This window comes from Micromonospora sp. DT68, assembly GCF_049847245.1.
In the GTDB taxonomy this organism is placed as follows: Bacteria; Actinomycetota; Actinomycetes; order Mycobacteriales; family Micromonosporaceae; genus Micromonospora; species Micromonospora profundi.
In genome coordinates, this window is the sequence record NZ_JBNCNZ010000006.1 from 344,626 (window position 1) to 358,924 (window position 14,299).

The 14,299-nt window shown below is 72.4% G+C and carries 16 protein-coding genes; 9 read left to right on the plus strand and 7 right to left on the minus strand.

The genetic code is table 11. The features are described 5' to 3' along the window. Nucleotides 1–7: 7 nt before the first annotated feature. Nucleotides 8–1,582, plus strand: a complete 1,575-nt coding sequence (locus ACPXB1_RS14155; protein WP_425735379.1) for a protein kinase domain-containing protein — start codon at nt 8–10, stop codon at nt 1,580–1,582. On the opposite strand, the gene ACPXB1_RS14160 is transcribed toward ACPXB1_RS14155, so the two are convergent. From ACPXB1_RS14160 to ACPXB1_RS14175, 4 genes are all read right to left on the minus strand, one after another. Continuing rightward, nucleotides 1,572–2,141, minus strand: coding sequence for a GNAT family N-acetyltransferase (locus ACPXB1_RS14160; protein WP_355597256.1), 570 nt, complete (start codon nt 2,139–2,141; stop codon nt 1,572–1,574). The two genes, ACPXB1_RS14155 and ACPXB1_RS14160, sit on opposite strands and share 11 nt — an antisense overlap. 21 nt (nt 2,142–2,162) lie before the next feature. Further along, entirely contained in the window at nt 2,163–2,660 is a 498-nt protein-coding gene (locus tag ACPXB1_RS14165) for a DinB family protein (RefSeq protein WP_355597254.1), read from the minus strand. A gap of 33 nt (nt 2,661–2,693) precedes the next feature. Continuing rightward, a complete protein-coding gene (locus tag ACPXB1_RS14170; protein ID WP_355597252.1) occupies nt 2,694–3,134 on the minus strand; it encodes a VOC family protein in 441 nt (146 codons plus the stop codon). A gap of 62 nt (nt 3,135–3,196) precedes the next feature. Next, nucleotides 3,197–3,997 (minus strand): helix-turn-helix domain-containing protein, encoded by an 801-nt coding sequence (locus tag ACPXB1_RS14175; protein ID WP_355597250.1) that lies wholly within the window; start codon nt 3,995–3,997, stop codon nt 3,197–3,199. Between the two features lie 87 nt (nt 3,998–4,084). Between ACPXB1_RS14175 and ACPXB1_RS14180 the strand changes: the two genes are divergently transcribed. Further along, nucleotides 4,085–4,426 (plus strand): DUF1330 domain-containing protein, encoded by a 342-nt coding sequence (locus ACPXB1_RS14180; protein WP_355597248.1) that lies wholly within the window; start codon nt 4,085–4,087, stop codon nt 4,424–4,426. A 70-nt stretch (nt 4,427–4,496) separates the two neighbouring features. On the opposite strand, the gene ACPXB1_RS14185 is transcribed toward ACPXB1_RS14180, so the two are convergent. Beyond that, entirely contained in the window at nt 4,497–5,165 is a 669-nt protein-coding gene (locus ACPXB1_RS14185; protein WP_425735380.1) for a carbon-nitrogen hydrolase family protein, read from the minus strand. Nucleotides 5,166–5,277: 112 nt separating this feature from the next. Here ACPXB1_RS14185 and ACPXB1_RS14190 point away from each other — a divergent pair, with 112 nt between their 5' ends. Further along, nucleotides 5,278–6,072 carry a DedA family protein gene (locus tag ACPXB1_RS14190; protein ID WP_355597246.1) on the plus strand — a complete coding sequence of 265 codons (795 nt, stop codon included), beginning with the start codon at nt 5,278–5,280 and terminating at the stop codon, nt 6,070–6,072. A 65-nt stretch (nt 6,073–6,137) separates the two neighbouring features. On the opposite strand, the gene ACPXB1_RS14195 is transcribed toward ACPXB1_RS14190, so the two are convergent. Next, nucleotides 6,138–6,749, minus strand: a complete 612-nt coding sequence (locus ACPXB1_RS14195; protein ID WP_425735381.1) for a hypothetical protein — start codon at nt 6,747–6,749, stop codon at nt 6,138–6,140. Between the two features lie 219 nt (nt 6,750–6,968). Between ACPXB1_RS14195 and ACPXB1_RS14200 the strand changes: the two genes are divergently transcribed. From ACPXB1_RS14200 to ACPXB1_RS14210, 3 genes are all read left to right on the plus strand, one after another. Further along, complete coding sequence (locus tag ACPXB1_RS14200; RefSeq protein ID WP_425735382.1) at nt 6,969–7,388, plus strand: protein-tyrosine phosphatase family protein; 420 nt, start codon at nt 6,969–6,971, stop codon at nt 7,386–7,388. A gap of 155 nt (nt 7,389–7,543) precedes the next feature. Next, nucleotides 7,544–8,773, plus strand: a complete 1,230-nt coding sequence (locus tag ACPXB1_RS14205) for a D-alanyl-D-alanine carboxypeptidase family protein (RefSeq protein WP_355597240.1) — start codon at nt 7,544–7,546, stop codon at nt 8,771–8,773. A gap of 71 nt (nt 8,774–8,844) precedes the next feature. Further along, the gene (locus ACPXB1_RS14210; protein WP_355597238.1) at nt 8,845–9,699 is read left to right on the plus strand and encodes a peptidylprolyl isomerase; all 855 of its coding nucleotides are present in this window, start codon (nt 8,845–8,847) and stop codon (nt 9,697–9,699) included. A 215-nt stretch (nt 9,700–9,914) separates the two neighbouring features. On the opposite strand, the gene ACPXB1_RS14215 is transcribed toward ACPXB1_RS14210, so the two are convergent. Next, complete coding sequence (locus tag ACPXB1_RS14215) at nt 9,915–10,952, minus strand: LacI family DNA-binding transcriptional regulator (protein WP_355597236.1); 1,038 nt, start codon at nt 10,950–10,952, stop codon at nt 9,915–9,917. Between the two features lie 251 nt (nt 10,953–11,203). Between ACPXB1_RS14215 and ACPXB1_RS14220 the strand changes: the two genes are divergently transcribed. The 3 genes from ACPXB1_RS14220 (at nt 11,204) to ACPXB1_RS14230 (ending at nt 14,265) form a co-directional block, all read left to right on the plus strand. Further along, entirely contained in the window at nt 11,204–12,217 is a 1,014-nt protein-coding gene (locus ACPXB1_RS14220; protein ID WP_425735383.1) for an acetylxylan esterase, read from the plus strand. A gap of 65 nt (nt 12,218–12,282) precedes the next feature. Beyond that, complete coding sequence (locus ACPXB1_RS14225; protein WP_425735384.1) at nt 12,283–13,140, plus strand: M15 family metallopeptidase; 858 nt, start codon at nt 12,283–12,285, stop codon at nt 13,138–13,140. Nucleotides 13,141–13,515: 375 nt separating this feature from the next. Continuing rightward, nucleotides 13,516–14,265 (plus strand): SDR family NAD(P)-dependent oxidoreductase, encoded by a 750-nt coding sequence (locus tag ACPXB1_RS14230; protein ID WP_355628655.1) that lies wholly within the window; start codon nt 13,516–13,518, stop codon nt 14,263–14,265. Nucleotides 14,266–14,299 lie beyond the last annotated feature (34 nt).

The following is a 14,299-nucleotide window of genomic DNA, read 5'->3' on the forward strand; positions in this document are numbered from 1 at the left end:
TGAGGCCATGTCACAGTTCACGCCCGCACTCCGCCTCCACGACCGCTACGTGCTGCACGAGCGGATCGGCCTCGGCGGCATGTCCGAGGTGTGGCGGGCCGACGACGAGGTGCTCGGCCGGCCCGTCGCGGTCAAGGTGCTCGCCGGGCAGCTCGCCGCCGACCCGCACCTGATGGCCACGATCCGGCGCGAGGCCCGCGCGGCCGCCCGGCTCACCCACCCGCACGTGACCCAGGTGTACGACTACGCCGAGGCGACACTGGCCGGCGGAGTCGTCGTGCCGTACCTGGTCATGGAGTTGGTCGACGGGCACAACCTTGCCGATCGCCTGCGGTCCGGGCCGATGCCCTGGCCGGAGGCGGTCCGGGTGGCCGGGCAGATCGCCGCCGCGCTGGCCGCGGCGCACCGCATCGGCGTGGTGCACCGTGACGTCAAACCGGGCAACGTCATGCTCACCGACACCGGCGCCAAGGTGCTCGACTTCGGCATCGCCGCGCTCGGCGGCCTCGACAGCCGCTCCGGCGAACCGCTGATGGGCACCCCTGCCTACTTCGCCCCCGAGCGCCTCGCCGCCGGCCCGCCCGACCCGGCCAGCGACGTGTACGCCCTCGGCGCGCTGCTCTACCGCCTGCTCACCGGCCAGGCACCGCTGCCCGTGCAGAGCTGGGAGGACGCCCTCAAGGTGCACCGGCAGCGCACGCCGGTGCCGCCGCTGCGGGTGCCCGGCCTGCCCGCCGACATCGCCGAGCTCACCCTCACCTGCCTCGCCACCGACCCGGCCCACCGCCCGAGCGCCGCGCGTCTCGCTCGCCGGTTCGGCACCACCCAGCCGGTCGAGCCGGAGATGCTGGGCTTCCCGCACCCGGCGGCAGCGCATCCGCCCACCGAAATGGTGCGCCTCCCGTCGCCGGCTCCGGCCGCGGGCAACCGACCCACCGAGATGTCGCACGTCCCGTCGTCGACCCAGGCAGTCCACCCGCCCACGCTCATCGACCGCTCGGCGACCCCACCGTCCCTCGCACCGTCGGGCGCCGCACCCCGTCGGCGTCGCTCCCGCCGGCCGCTCGCCGTGCTGACCGCCGCCGGCCTCGCGGCAGTGGTCGGACTCGGCGCGCTGCTCACCCAGGGCCCCGACTCGCCCGAGTCACCCGATACCTCGCAGCTCGCCGCCCCGTCGGTGACCAACTCCCCGGCGTCCTCGCCCACCACACAGTCGCCGAGGCCGACGTCACCGGCCGCACCGCCGCCCACCAGCAGCCCGCCGACCCCGACCCCGACTCCGACCCGGACCTTCGGCCAGCAGGTGCCGGTCAGCCTGTGGCAGGTCACCGGCGAATTCGCGTCGGTGCTCGCCCAGGCGCAGGCGCGCGGCGACATCGACCGCAAGACCGCCGAGGACCTGCGCGATGAGCTCGACGACCTCAACCGCCGGCCACGCGACCGCGCGCGTAACATCGCCGACCTGCGGGAACGCATCGCGAAGCTGGTCGAGCGGCGCGAGATGCCGGCGCGCACAGCCGCCCAGCTCGACGCCCTGCTCACCCGGGCCGACACGTCCGGCACGGGCCGGATCAGCGACTGACGCGGGAGCTGCGCGCTGCTTGGCCGGGCGCTGCCGGGAGCGTGATCCAATAGCGGCGCGCGGGGCCGAGGCCGGTGTCCGGGCCACACTCAAGGACGCCGCCCTGCCGTTCGATCGTCCTGGCCGACGCGAGATTGTCGGCCACGCAGACGACCAGAACACGATCCAGGCCGAGCCGCCGAGCCTCGTCCAGCATCCGACCCAATGCCCAGGTCGCCACACCTCGGCGTCGCGCGGACGGCCGGATGCCGTAACCGATGTGGCCGGCGACCCGCAGCAGGAAGTCGTTGAGCTCGTGCCGCAGCGCGATCCCACCGAGGACCCGGCCGTCCTCGACGATCCACCGGTACGTGCACCGCACCTGGCCCTCGTCCAGCGGCGTCGCCGGATCTGACTGGTCGGTCAGCCGCGCCACCCAGGCCGCGAACCCGTCGGGGGTGCGTACCTCATCCGTCGGCCGTAACCCGAACCCATCCTCGTGGAGGCCGGCACCCCATTCGTCATGCGCGTCGAGCCACGCCCCGCGTAGGCCTACGGTGGGCGCGACCAGCTCGGGCATGCGGCGATCGTAGTCGGCGCCTCACTCGCTCAGGATCTGCTCACGGAGGATCTCCGCGTGCCCGCAGTGCTGCGCCAACTCCCGCAACACGTGCAGATAGACCCAGCGCAGCGGCAGCGGACCGCGTCGGTTGCCGCGCAGCACATCGTCCAGACCCAGGGTGGCCGCCGCCCGGCGCGACGCCTCGCACGCCTCGCGGTGTGCCCGCTGGATGCTGGCGATGGTGTCACCGTCGTCGAGGATGAATGACTCGTCCGGCGTCGCCGGGATGCCGATCTCGGCGCGGGACCGGCACGTGACGGCCTCGTCGAACCACACCTTCTCCACGAACGTGACGTGCTTGATGAGGCCGAGCAGCGTCGTGCGGGACGGCACCAACGATCGGCGCGCCTGCTCCTCGGTCAACCCGTCCAGACAGCCGTTGAGCGCACGGCGGTGCTCGTCGATGAACGCCTCGAACTGCTCCTGTGCGGAAGCGCTGACCACGTCGGAGGCGAAGGTCCCCGGAAAAGACGTCATGACCGAAGCCTAGGACCACGGCCGCGACGGCACTCACCCGAAGGAGACCAGGGCGCCGCGCTCGTCGAAGCGGGCCGTGCCCGCCCACGCGATCTCCCAACGGTTGCCCTCGGGATCGGCGATGTAGGCCGAACGCCCACCCCAGGGCCGGTCGGTGGGCTCGGCGACCACAGTCGCACCCGCCGCAACCGCCGCGGTGAAGGCCGTGTCGACCTCGGCCCGGCTGTCGACGTTGCAGGCCAGGGTCACGCCGGACCAGCCACCGGCCGGACCAGCCACGCCGGGTGCCGCCTCGGCGGCCAACTCCGGCAGCGGAAAGAGCGCGAACAGAACGCCGCCGAGCAGGAACGCCGACCAACTGTCGTCGCTGCCCGGCGACTCGGGCCAGCCCAACGAGCGGTAGAACGCCCGCAACCGGCCCACGTCGCGCGCGCCCACTGTGACAACGGACAGACGGGAGGGAAGTGCGTGCATGGCACTGATCCTGCCTTGGCCGTACGACATCTCAAGTCGTGGCGCTGCACCGCCACGACTTCCTAACCGGCGAGGGCCCGTAGCAGATCGGTGGTCGCCGGGTCGGCCGGAAAGAAGGCCTCGACGGCCAATCCGGCGACTGTGACGTCCAGCGGCGTACCGAAGAGGGTGGTGGTGCTGAGGAAGGACAGCTCCCGGCCGTCATGGCGGTAGCGCAGCGGAACGACGATGCGTGACACCGCCGTGCTGATCGGCGTCTCCTGGATGTGGCCGCCGGGATAGCCGCGAAGCTCCTCGTGCAGGTCGTACAGGATCGGATCGTTGCTCGTCACGGCCTGCTGGCGCAGACGGCTCAGCAGATGCGCGCGCCACTGCGGCAGGTTGACGATGCGCGGAGCCATGCCGTCGGGGTGCAGGCTGAGCCGCAGCACGTTCACCGGTGGGCTCAGCAGGCGAGGGTCGGCGCCAGCGGTGAACAGGGCCACCGCCGGATTGGCCTCGACGAGGTGCCAGTGCTTGTCGACGAGCAGAGCGGGGTACGGGCTGTGGGCGTCGAGGATCTGCCGCACTGCCGCGCGTACCGGGTCCAGCTCCGGATCGGTCAGGTCGTGAGTGGAGTACGCGGGTGCGTAGCCACCGGCGAGCAGGATCGTGTTGCGGGCCGCCAACGGCAGGTCGAGCTGCTCGGCCAGCCGCAGGATCAGCTCCGGGCTCGGGCGCGACCGCCCGGTCTCCACGAAGCTCAGATGCCGGGCCGACACCCCCGCCTCGAGCGACAGGTCGAGCTGACTCATCCCGCGGGTTCGGCGCCAGTCGCGCAGCAACTCCCCGACGGCGCGCGCGGGCCCTGCCGTGATCGTCACGCCTCGACCCTAGTGACAGCGGCTGCGCACGATCCATTACCTGCGAGGTAATCGACAGGGCACCGGCAGCCCCGAGACCATCTCCCCATGACCGCTTACGGACTTGCGCATCTGCGCACCGCATCCACCCACGCCGACGTGCTGGAGTACCTGCGCCGCATCGACGCCACCCTCGCCCCCTTCGGCGGCCGGTTCCTCGTCCACGGCGGCGACGTCGAGGTCCTGGAGGGGACCTGGCCGGGCCATCTGGTGATCATCGAGTTTCCCGACCTGCCCACGGCCCGCGCCTGGTACGACTCCAGCGACTATCAGGAGATCAAGCCGTTCCGGACACGGCACATCGCCGGCGACGTGATCCTGGCCGACGGAGTCGAGCCCGACCACAGTTCAGCCGAGCTTGCCGCGAGCATGGTCCGCCGGAGCGGGTGACAGCTCGCCGCCCGCCTGGTCTGGCGAAGTGGGTGACGGGGCCCCCATCTCGCCGGTCGGCCCGGTGCCGTCAGCCGATGTCGGCCCGGGCCAGCGCTTCGGGCTCGGTGCCCGTGCGGGCGTGCACCTCGCCCGCGGGCGACCAGATCGCCGACCCGCCGGCCGCCTCGGTGTAGCCGCCACCCGTCGATCCCGCGAAGCTCGCCACCGCCACCCACACCCGGTGCGTCGTGGCGATCCGCCGCGCCCGCCCGTCCGTCACGGCCGCGTCGCACGCCGACTCCAGCACGCCCGCCGCGTACACGTCGATCCCGAGCGCGGCAGTCTGCGCCGCGTGCGCGGCGACGCCGGTGTCCTTGCAGATCGCCAGGCCGATCCGCCAGCCGTCCACATCCAGCACCGTCGGCGTGTCGCCCGGCCGGAAGCGGCGGGCCTCCATGTCACCCAGCCACATCTTCCGGTACGCGATCGTCGCGCCGTCGCCGGTCACCGCCAGCGTGGCGATGTGCTCACCGGCGACCGGCGCGCCGGCAAGCGCGAGGGTGCCCGTCTCGGCGCACGCCTCGACCAGCGGCGCCAACCGGGGATCGTCGACCGACACGGCCGGCCCCTGCAACTCGTACCCCGTCAGTGACAGCTCCGGAAAAACGACAACCCGGGCGTGCGCCGCGCGGACCGCGGCGGCGTGCGCCCGCGCGTTCTCCGCGACATCCAGGGGTACGCACGAAGGCTGCGCCACCGCGAGCCGCAGTGGGGTACGGTTCTGCGCGCCCCCTTCGCAAGGGGCGGCGTGCTCGACCGGGGGGTGGCCCGCGTGGCCGACTCTCAGGAACACTTCGTAGCGTGGGGGCATGATTCGAACGTCCCACGCCGTGCTCGCCACCGGAACCCCCAGCGCTGCGGCCGAACCGCCACAGGATGGCATCGTCGGCTACGTCACCGACCTGGTGGAACGACTCGGCGGGCCGGGCGCCGGCCTGGCGGTGGCACTGGAGAACCTGTTCCCGCCGATCCCCAGCGAGATCATCCTTCCGCTGGCGGGTTTCGTGGCCGCGCAGGGCCGGATGAGCCTCGCCGGGGCGATCTTCTGGACGACGTTGGGATCGGTGGTCGGCGCCCTGGCGCTGTACTACATCGGCGCGTTACTGGGGCGTGACCGGACGCGCGCCATCGTGGAGCGGCTGCCGCTGGTGAAACTCAGCGACGTGGACCGCACCGAGGCGTGGTTCCTGCGGCACGGCGTGAAGGCCGTCTTCTTCGGCCGGATGATTCCGATCTTCCGAAGCCTGATCTCCATCCCGGCCGGTGTGGAACGGATGCCGGTACGGATCTTCCTGCTCTACACCACGCTCGGCAGCCTCATCTGGAACAGCACCTTCGTGCTGGCCGGCTACCTGCTCGGCGACAACTGGCACCTCGTCGAGAACTACGTCGGCATCCTCCAGAACGTCGTCATCGTGGTCTGCGTGGCGGCCCTGGCCTGGTTCGTCGGGTCCCGCGTGCTGCGCGCCCGCCGCGCCGCCCGCAACCCCGAGCCCGCCGTCGAGGTCACCCCCGACCCGATCACCCCGACGCCTGGCGTACCCGACCCGAGTGGGCGCGGAACGCTCTACCGGAGCGGCTCACAAACCCCCCACGAGCACTGACGAACGCAGGGCAGGGTAGGGCCGGGCACGGGTACGACTGCGTGGTCCGGCGCGGTGGTGTGGTCCTACTCTCTGTAAACCCACCTTCGCAACCTGTCAGCCATGGTTGACGCGCCGTCGGGGTGTAGCAAAGAGCGCAGCAGTACCCGATGGCGCCGGACCAGCAGCGCGATCCAGATGACCACCACAGCCCACATCAACAGAGAGACGCTGCGGTACCTCATGAGTGCCGTGTCGGTGCGTGCCTCGCGTGCTGCCCTCACCTCGGCCGCCGTGTAGAGCACGATGCCGTCGGCGACGAAAGTGTCGGCCCTGATCCGGTAGAGGGCGTTTTCGAACACACGTCCGCTCTCCAGCGTCGGGCCGGGGTCACTGCCCATCTCGAACCGGACCGGCGTGCCGGGCACCAGCTCCTTGCTCGGCAGATTTCGTACGCTGAACTCGACCCGGGGGTGCTCGCGGACCGTCACCAGATACACCGGTGCGGCGATCCTTCTGTTGCCGCTTCCCGTCGACGCGCTTGTGGTCCGAAACGACTCGACCGTGCCTGCCACCACGAACATCTCTGCCGGCAGGTCCGGCTCGTCGATTGGCGTCGGTATGTTCCAGATCCAGGTTGCTAGAACGGCAAGGAAGACGGGAACCATGTAGCGCGCTCTGAGACGGAGGTGCGGCATGCTGGCGAGAGTAGCCGCGCCCATCCACAGGTGCCGTTGCCCGATAGGCCGCCTCACCTGCAGGCGCCGCCGCGGAATGCCGTCAGGCTGGAGTCGCGTCGCGCCACTCGCCGAGAGGCGACCCGCACACCGACACCGCCCTCGCCACCACCCGGTCGGGGGCAGCGCTGTGTCGGTACGGGAGCCCGACAGGTGCTTGTTTCGCGGCACAATGCTCAGGTGACTGTCGCGCAGCCCTGGTCTGAGCAGTCGGGTGTGCTCGTACTGCCCGGTGGAACGACGGTGCGCGGGCGCCGTGTCGCCGCGACCGCGTCGCCGGCTGACTTCGCCCTGCTGTTGGCGCCCGGCCCGGCTCCGGCGTGGCCGCATCGGCGGATCCGGTGGCCCGACTTCTGGGTCCCGCTCGACCGGGCGGACACACTCGACGCCCTGCGGGATGCCCTGCAGCGGGCGTACGACGGTGAACGCGTCGAGGTGGCCTGTAGGGGCGGGGTGGGTCGTACGGGTACGGCGTTGGCGGCATTGGCGATCCTCGACGGTCTGCCCGTCGAGCGGGCGGTGCCGTGGGTGCGGGCGGGCTATCACCCGAAGGCGGTGGAGACGCCCTGGCAGCGGCGGTGGCTACGGCACGTCGCCTGACCTGTGGAGTCGGCTGACGTACTCGATGAGCCATTGCCGCCGGCGGCGACCGGGTCGGCGGTGCGCGCCCGTGAAGACGGCCCGCCTGTCACCGAGACGATCCGTCCGGCGGCATCCGGTCCCGCCGGGCGATCTTGTTGACTAGGGTCGGGCACATGAGAGCTGCGCTGTTGGCGGTGACGGCGACCGTCGCCCTGCTCGCCTCGGGGCCGGTCACCGCCGCGCCAGCATCGCCGGCTGCCCCCGCGCAGGCTGGCGCCGCGCAGGCCGTGCGGTGCCCCCGGGTGCCGGCGCCTGCGGTGTCCCGGCCGCCCCGGCCCACGCCCCCGCCCGACGTGCCCGAGCAGCGGACCGTCGGCGGCGCCGGGTTGGCCACCAGCGGCCTGGTCGTGCCGGCCGGCGTGGGCGCGCCGCCGGCGATCACCGCCACGTCGTGGTTGGTGGCCGACCTCGACACCGGTCAGGTGCTCGGAGGCTGCGGCCCGCACGAGTACGGCACCCCGGCCAGCGTGCAGAAGCTGCTGCTGGCGGCCACCATGATGCCCCGGCTCGACCCGAAGCAGACGGTCACCGTCACCGCCGCCGACATGAACATCGAGCCCGGTTCGTCGGCCGTCGGCCTGGTGGAGGGCGGCAGATACACCATCGAGACGATCTGGTTGGGGTTGCTGCTCAACTCGGGCAACGAGGCGGCGAACGCCCTGGCCCGGCTGGGCGGCGGCTCCGACGGGGCGGCCGGCGGCGTGCGCGCCATGAACGAGGAGGCGCACCGGCTCGGCGCGTTGCAGACGCACGCGGTCACCCCGTCCGGCCTGGACGCCAAGGGACAGTTCACCAGCGCGTACGACCTGGCGCTTATCGCCCGGGCCTGTTTCGCCCAGCCGACCTTCCGGCGGTACGCGCTCACCGACCAGACGGCCATCCCGGCCCAGCCTGCGCAGCGCACCAAGGGTTTCCAGATCCAGAACGAGAACCAGCTCATCTACCGGTACCCGGGCGCGTTGGGCGGCAAGACCGGCTTCACCGACCTGGCTCGGCACACCTACGTCGGCGCGGCCGAGCGCGGTGGGCGGCGGCTCGTGGTGACGCTGCTGGGTGCCGAACCGGCGCCGATGCGCGGCTGGGAGCAGGGCGCGGCACTGCTGGACTGGGGCTTCTCGCTGCCCCGTGATGCCGCAGTGGGCCGGTTGGTCGAGCCCGGCGAGCTGACCGCCACGCCGTCGGCCGCGCCGTCGGCGTTGGCCGCACCCGGTGCGCCCCGGCCGGCCGCTGCCAGCGGCCCGCACCCCGGCGCGGGATGGCTGTGGTTGGTGACCGCCGTGAGTGGCGCGGGGGTACTGGTGCTGATGGGCGGGCTGCTGTGGCGCCGCCGCCGGCTGCCCTGAACGAATCGACAACCGGCTCTGGTGTCCATAGACTCCGGTCGTTCTGGCACCACGAGTCCAGGAGGATCCCTGTGTCGAGTGAACTCGAACCGACCTCCGGTGTGGCGGTACCCCGCCGACCGGTGCGCGCGCTCACCCGCCTCGCGGGCGTGACGGCGCTCGCCGGGGCGCTTGTCGCCGGCGCCGCCGCCGCAGCGGTCGCGGCACCGAGCGCCGCCCGCGACGCGCTGACAGCGCATGGCGCATCCCGCGGCGCGCTGACGGCGTCCGCCGCCGAGCGTCCGCCGCGCACCACGCACGGCCCCTGCGCGTACACCGAGACGCCCGACGAGCCGGCCGCCCGCCCGGTGCCGCTGCCGCCCGACCCCCGCCGTACGCCGACTCGGGGCACCGTCCGGGTGACCCTGGCCACCAACCACGGGCCGATCGGGTTGACCCTGGACCGGGAGGCCGCGCCGTGCACGGTACAGAGCTTCCTGCACCTGGTCGGCAAGCGGTTCTACGACCGCACGTCGTGTCACCGGCTCACCGCGTACCCCACGCTTAGCGTCCTGCAGTGCGGTGACCCGTCCGGCACGGGCGAGGGCGGCCCCGGCTACCGCTACCGCGATGAGCTGCCGACCGACCTGCCGCCGGCGCCGACCGATCCGACAGGCGTCCGCCGGCTCTACGCCCGGGGCGTGCTGGCCATGGCCAACGCCGGGCCGGACACCAACGGCAGCCAGTTCTTCCTGGTGTACGCCGACTCGGCGCTGCGCCCCAACTACACGATCTTCGGTGAGGTCGATACCGCCGGGCTGGCCACCCTGGACCGGATCGCCGCCGGGGGAGTGGCGCCGACGGCCGAGGATCCGGCACCGGTCGACGGCGCGCCCGCGCTGCCGGTCGACATCCGTCGAGCCGTCCGGTCCCACCACCACCACTGACGCGTACGGCGCGGTGGGCGACTCACGGTCGCCCACCGCGCCGGTACGTCACCGGCGGGGCCGGCGGTGAGGTCGCGCGGCCAGGTGCGGGCGTTATCGTCGGTGAGGTCGCTCAGCCAGGCGAGTGCCAGCAGTACGAACGACGGCCGGCGGACCGAAAATTTCGGCTTCCGGACCGGTACGGGCCAACCCAGGATCCGACACGATTCGGGCCATCATGACGGGTGTGATGACCCGGTCGGCGGCGCGGTGGTGCTGTCCCGCACGACAAGTTCGGTGGCGAGTTCCACCCGGGGGGAGTCGATGCTCTCGCCCTGCGCCAGTCGCAGCACCGTCCGGGCCGCCAGCCGGCCCATCTCGACAAGCGGCTGCCGCACAGTGGTCAGTGGCGGTGACGCCCAGCGGGCCTCGGGCAGATCGTCGAAACCCACAACGCTGACGTCGTCGGGTACCCGCAGACCGCGACGCCGGATGGCCTCGTACACGCCGAAGGCCATCTGGTCGCTGGCGGCGAAGATGCCTGTCGGCGGGTCGTCCAGGTCGAGCAGTGCCGTGCCGCCGGAGAAGCCGGAGGCGTGGTAGAAGTCGCCCGGGTAGATCAGCGCGTCGTCCACCGGTACGCCTGCCGCCTCCAGGCCGGCGCGGTAGCCGTCGAGGCGGGCGCGGCTGCACAGCAGGTGCGTGGGCCCGGCGACGAACCCGATCCGCCGGTGCCCGATCGCCAGCAGGTGCTCGGTCGCGGCGAGCCCGCCGGCCCAGTTCGTGGCGCCGATGGTCGGTACGTCCATGGCCGGAACGCCGGCCGGGTCGACGACGACCACCGGCACGTTGAGGCGGCGGAGTTGGGCGTGCAGGGGCGGGCTCAGGTGTGACGTCACGAAGATGACGCCGTCGGTGGCCCGGGTCCGGAGATTCTGCAGCCACTGCCGGGCGGCGGTGGGCTGCCTGTGGATCGCGGAGACCACGGTGCCGACGCCGGCGCCGTGCCCGACGTCCTCCACCCCGCGGATGATTTCCACCGCCCACGGGCTGTCCAGGTCGTTGAAGACCAGGTCGACGAGGCCGGCGCGGCGAACGCTGCGGCTGCTGCGTCGCCGGTAGCCGTGGTGGCGCAGCAGCTCCTCGACCCGTTCCCGGGTGTCAGGGGCCACATCGGACCGTCCGTTGAGCACCCGCGACACGGTCGGCACCGAAACTCCGGCCTCCCGTGCGATCGCGGTGATGGTCACCCTGCGTCCGTCGTCCGCGCCCACCCGCGTCTCCTCACCGGTCCGGAAGAGCGACCGCAAGCCGTCGCCATACCATTGTCCCGGAACGGTGTTCCCGCCCCTTCGCGCCATCTTGCCTCACGAACGTGGGTTGACGACATGGCAGGTCGGTTCTAGCGTTCGGCGGAGTTGCGGAACGGTACCGGTAAGTTATCGGGCACCTTCCGGTGTGCTGCCTGCCGTCGCCGTCCGGCGGCCGCCGCCTGTTCCCTGTCGATCTACGGACCGAGGACGCCATGTACACCGACCTGTCCGAGGACCAGCTCCGCGACCACCGTGGCGTGGTGAGCGACCCGGGCGACTTCGACGACTTCTGGGCCGGAACCCTGGCCGAGGCCCGCGCCGCCGGATGGCCGGTCCGGATCGAACCGGTGACGACCGGGCTGACCAGCATCGATGTGTTCGACGTGACGTTCGCGGGCTTCGCCGGTCACCCCGTACGGGCCTGGCTGCGGGTGCCTCGCGGGGCGGATACGGCGCTGCCGACCCTCGTGCAGTACGTCGGCTACGGCGGCGGTCGGGGGCACCCGCTGGAGAACCTGCTGTGGGCGTCGGCAGGGTTCGCCCACCTGCAGATGGACACCCGGGGGCAGGGGTCCGGCTGGAGCCGCGGTGCCACCGGGGATCCGGGCGTGGCCGGTCCGGAAGTGCCCGGTGTGATGACCCGGGGAATCGCCGATCCCCACACGTACTACTACCGGCGGCTGATCACCGACGCGGTCCGGGCGGTGGACGCCGTCCGTGGCCTGCCGATGGTCGACCCCACCCGGGTGGCGGTGTTCGGGCAGAGCCAGGGCGGCGGGTTGGCCCTCGCGGCCGGCGCGTTGGCGCCCGGCGTGCGCGCGGTGGTCGCCCTCGTGCCGTTCCTCTGCGACATCCCGCGCTCGGTGGTGGTCACCGACGCGAGGCCGTTCCGGGAGATCCGTGACTACCTGGCCGTCCACCGGGGCGCCGAGGATCAGGTCTTCACGACCCTGGCGTACGTCGACGGGGTCAACTTCGCGCGGCGCTGCCAGCGGCCCGCCCGGTACTCGGTGGCGCTGATGGACGACATCGTGCCGCCGTCGGGGGTCTACGCCGCCGTGAACGCCCACGCGGGGCCCACCGAGTTGGCGGTGTGGCGGTACAACGGTCACGAGGCTGGCGGGATCGACGACGACGAGGCGGCGCTGCGGTTCCTGCGCGGGCACCTTGTCGACGACGCCGAGATGGTGCGACCGGTGGGAGCGGATCCGGTCGTCGCTCGCTGATCCGTCGCGGGCGGCAGTCGGTTGATCGGGCGTGGAGCACCGGGTGCGGCTGGTAGACAGAACGGGTGCGCAGGTCAGGCCGGGTGGGCGGTGCCGCCGTGCTCGCGCTCGTCGCGGCGCTGGGCGGCTGCTCGCACCCGCGTTCCGGCCCGACGCCGGCAGCTCCCGCGCCGGCGTCGGGAAGCCCGGGGCCGACCTCGGCGGGTGCCGGGCCGTCCGCCGCGGACCGGCTGCCGGGTTTCGTGGTGCTGGGCGACGTCGATTCGCGCATCCACACCGACATCAGGTACGCCACCGACCACAATTTCGTGGGTCGGCCGGTCGCCGGCTACCCGGAGCCGCTGTGCCTGCTGACCCGGCCGGCAGCCGAGGCGCTGCGCCGGGCGCAGGACGCCGCGCTCGCCGGTGGGCACAGCCTCAAGGTGTACGACTGCTACCGCCCGCAGCCGGCGGTGGACGACTTCGTGGCCTGGTCGAAGCGTCCGCGTGAGCAGCAGACCAAGGCCGAGTTCTATCCGCACCTGGACAAGGACCGGCTCTTCGCCGACGGCTACATCGGCGCGCCCACGGCGCACAGCCGTGGCAGCACCGTGGACCTGACGCTCGTCGACGAGCCTCCGGCCAGCCAGCCTCCGTTCCTGCCGGGGCAGCCGCAGGTCGCCTGCACGGCGCCGGTCGGGCAACGGTTCGCCGACAACAGCGTCGACATGGGCACCGGCTTCGACTGCTTCGACACGCGGGCGCACACGGCCGACAGCCGCGTCAGCCCGACGGCGCGTACCAACCGTCAACTGTTGAAGCGGCTGATGACCGACGCCGGGTTCGTCAACTACGACCGCGAGTGGTGGCACTACAGGTTCCGCGACGAGCCGTACCCGGACACGTTCTTCGCCGCCCCGGTGGCCCGCTCGTCGGTGGGCTGACCCGGACGGGTCGGCTGACCTGGACAACGGGCGTCCAGCGGCGGCGTCCCAGCCGTGCGCGCCCGCGCCTTGCGTGGGCTGCGACATGTGCGTGGGCTGCGACGTGTGGGTGGGGCCAGCGCTCCCCTCGGCCGGCTTGAGCGCCCCGCGGCCGAGGGGAGCGTGCCGGCGCCCAGATCGTCATCCAGCTCAGGGTGCCCGAGACGTTGACCTGCCGGCGAGGCAGAGCTTAGCGTACAAGTGGGAACAGCGTTCCGCAGTGCGGAAGATCGTTTGTCGGTTCTTTTCCCATGGTGCCAAGTGAGGGGTAGAGCCAATGTTCCGGGTACGCGAAAGAGAACGTCGTTCCGACGACTGGTGTGCCGATGGGAGCGGGTGTCGAGTGGCCCCGGCGCGGCGCGCGCTGCCGTGGTGACCCGCGTCGCCGTGGTGACCGGCGGGGCGTCGGGCATCGGAGCGGCAGTGGTCAGACGGTTGGCCCGCGACGGGATGCACGTGGTGGTCGCCGACGTCGACCTCGATGCCGCACGCGAGGTGGCCGCCGAGGTCGGCGGTCGCGCTGCCCACCTCGACGTCACCGACAGCCGGGCCGTCGAGGCGCTCTTCGCCGACGGACCAAACCCCGACGTGCTGGTGTGCAGCGCGGGTGGGGCGCCGCGCAGCGCGGCGCTGGAGATCGACGATCAGACGTTCGGTGCGGTGCTGGACCTCAACGTCGGAGGCTTCTTCAGGTGCGCACGCGCTGCGGCGCGTCGGTCGATCCGGCTGTCGCGCCCGCTGAGCATCGTGCACGTCGGTTCCAGCCTGGCCGAGGGGGCGGCGACGGACCTCGCGCACTTCGGGGCGGCCAAGGCTGCCTGCGCGTCGTTGGTGCGCACCCTCGCTGTCGAGTGGGCGTCGCACGGCATCCGGGTCAACTCCGTCGTGCCGGGCCTGGTCCGGACGCCCGCCACGGCGGCGGTTCTGGCCTCCCACGAGGCGTCGCTCGCCCGCGACGTGCCCCTCGGTCGGGTCGGCGAACCGGACGACGTGGCGGGGGCCGTGGCCTACCTCGTCGGGGCCGACGCGGGCTGGGTGACCGGTACCGCGGTCACCGTCGATGGCGGGCGGCGCGCGTCGCGCTGAGCACCGGCGCGCCCGGCGGAGCCGGGGTGGCCGA

Bases quoted from the DNA above. Each gene is read 5' to 3' on its own strand.
- ACPXB1_RS14195 (WP_425735381.1), bottom strand. From the start codon at position 6,749: ATGCCGCACCTCCGTCTCAGAGCGCGCTACATGGTTCCCGTCTTCCTT.
- ACPXB1_RS14180 (WP_355597248.1), top strand. From the start codon at position 4,085: ATGACCGCTTACGGACTTGCGCATCTGCGCACCGCATCCACCCACGCC.
- ACPXB1_RS14190 (WP_355597246.1), top strand. From the start codon at position 5,278: ATGATTCGAACGTCCCACGCCGTGCTCGCCACCGGAACCCCCAGCGCT.
- ACPXB1_RS14165 (WP_355597254.1), bottom strand. From the start codon at position 2,660: ATGACGTCTTTTCCGGGGACCTTCGCCTCCGACGTGGTCAGCGCTTCC.
- ACPXB1_RS14160 (WP_355597256.1), bottom strand. From the start codon at position 2,141: ATGCCCGAGCTGGTCGCGCCCACCGTAGGCCTACGCGGGGCGTGGCTC.
- ACPXB1_RS14155 (WP_425735379.1), top strand. From the start codon at position 8: ATGTCACAGTTCACGCCCGCACTCCGCCTCCACGACCGCTACGTGCTG.
- ACPXB1_RS14220 (WP_425735383.1), top strand. From the start codon at position 11,204: ATGTACACCGACCTGTCCGAGGACCAGCTCCGCGACCACCGTGGCGTG.
- ACPXB1_RS14205 (WP_355597240.1), top strand. From the start codon at position 7,544: ATGAGAGCTGCGCTGTTGGCGGTGACGGCGACCGTCGCCCTGCTCGCC.
- ACPXB1_RS14170 (WP_355597252.1), bottom strand. From the start codon at position 3,134: ATGCACGCACTTCCCTCCCGTCTGTCCGTTGTCACAGTGGGCGCGCGC.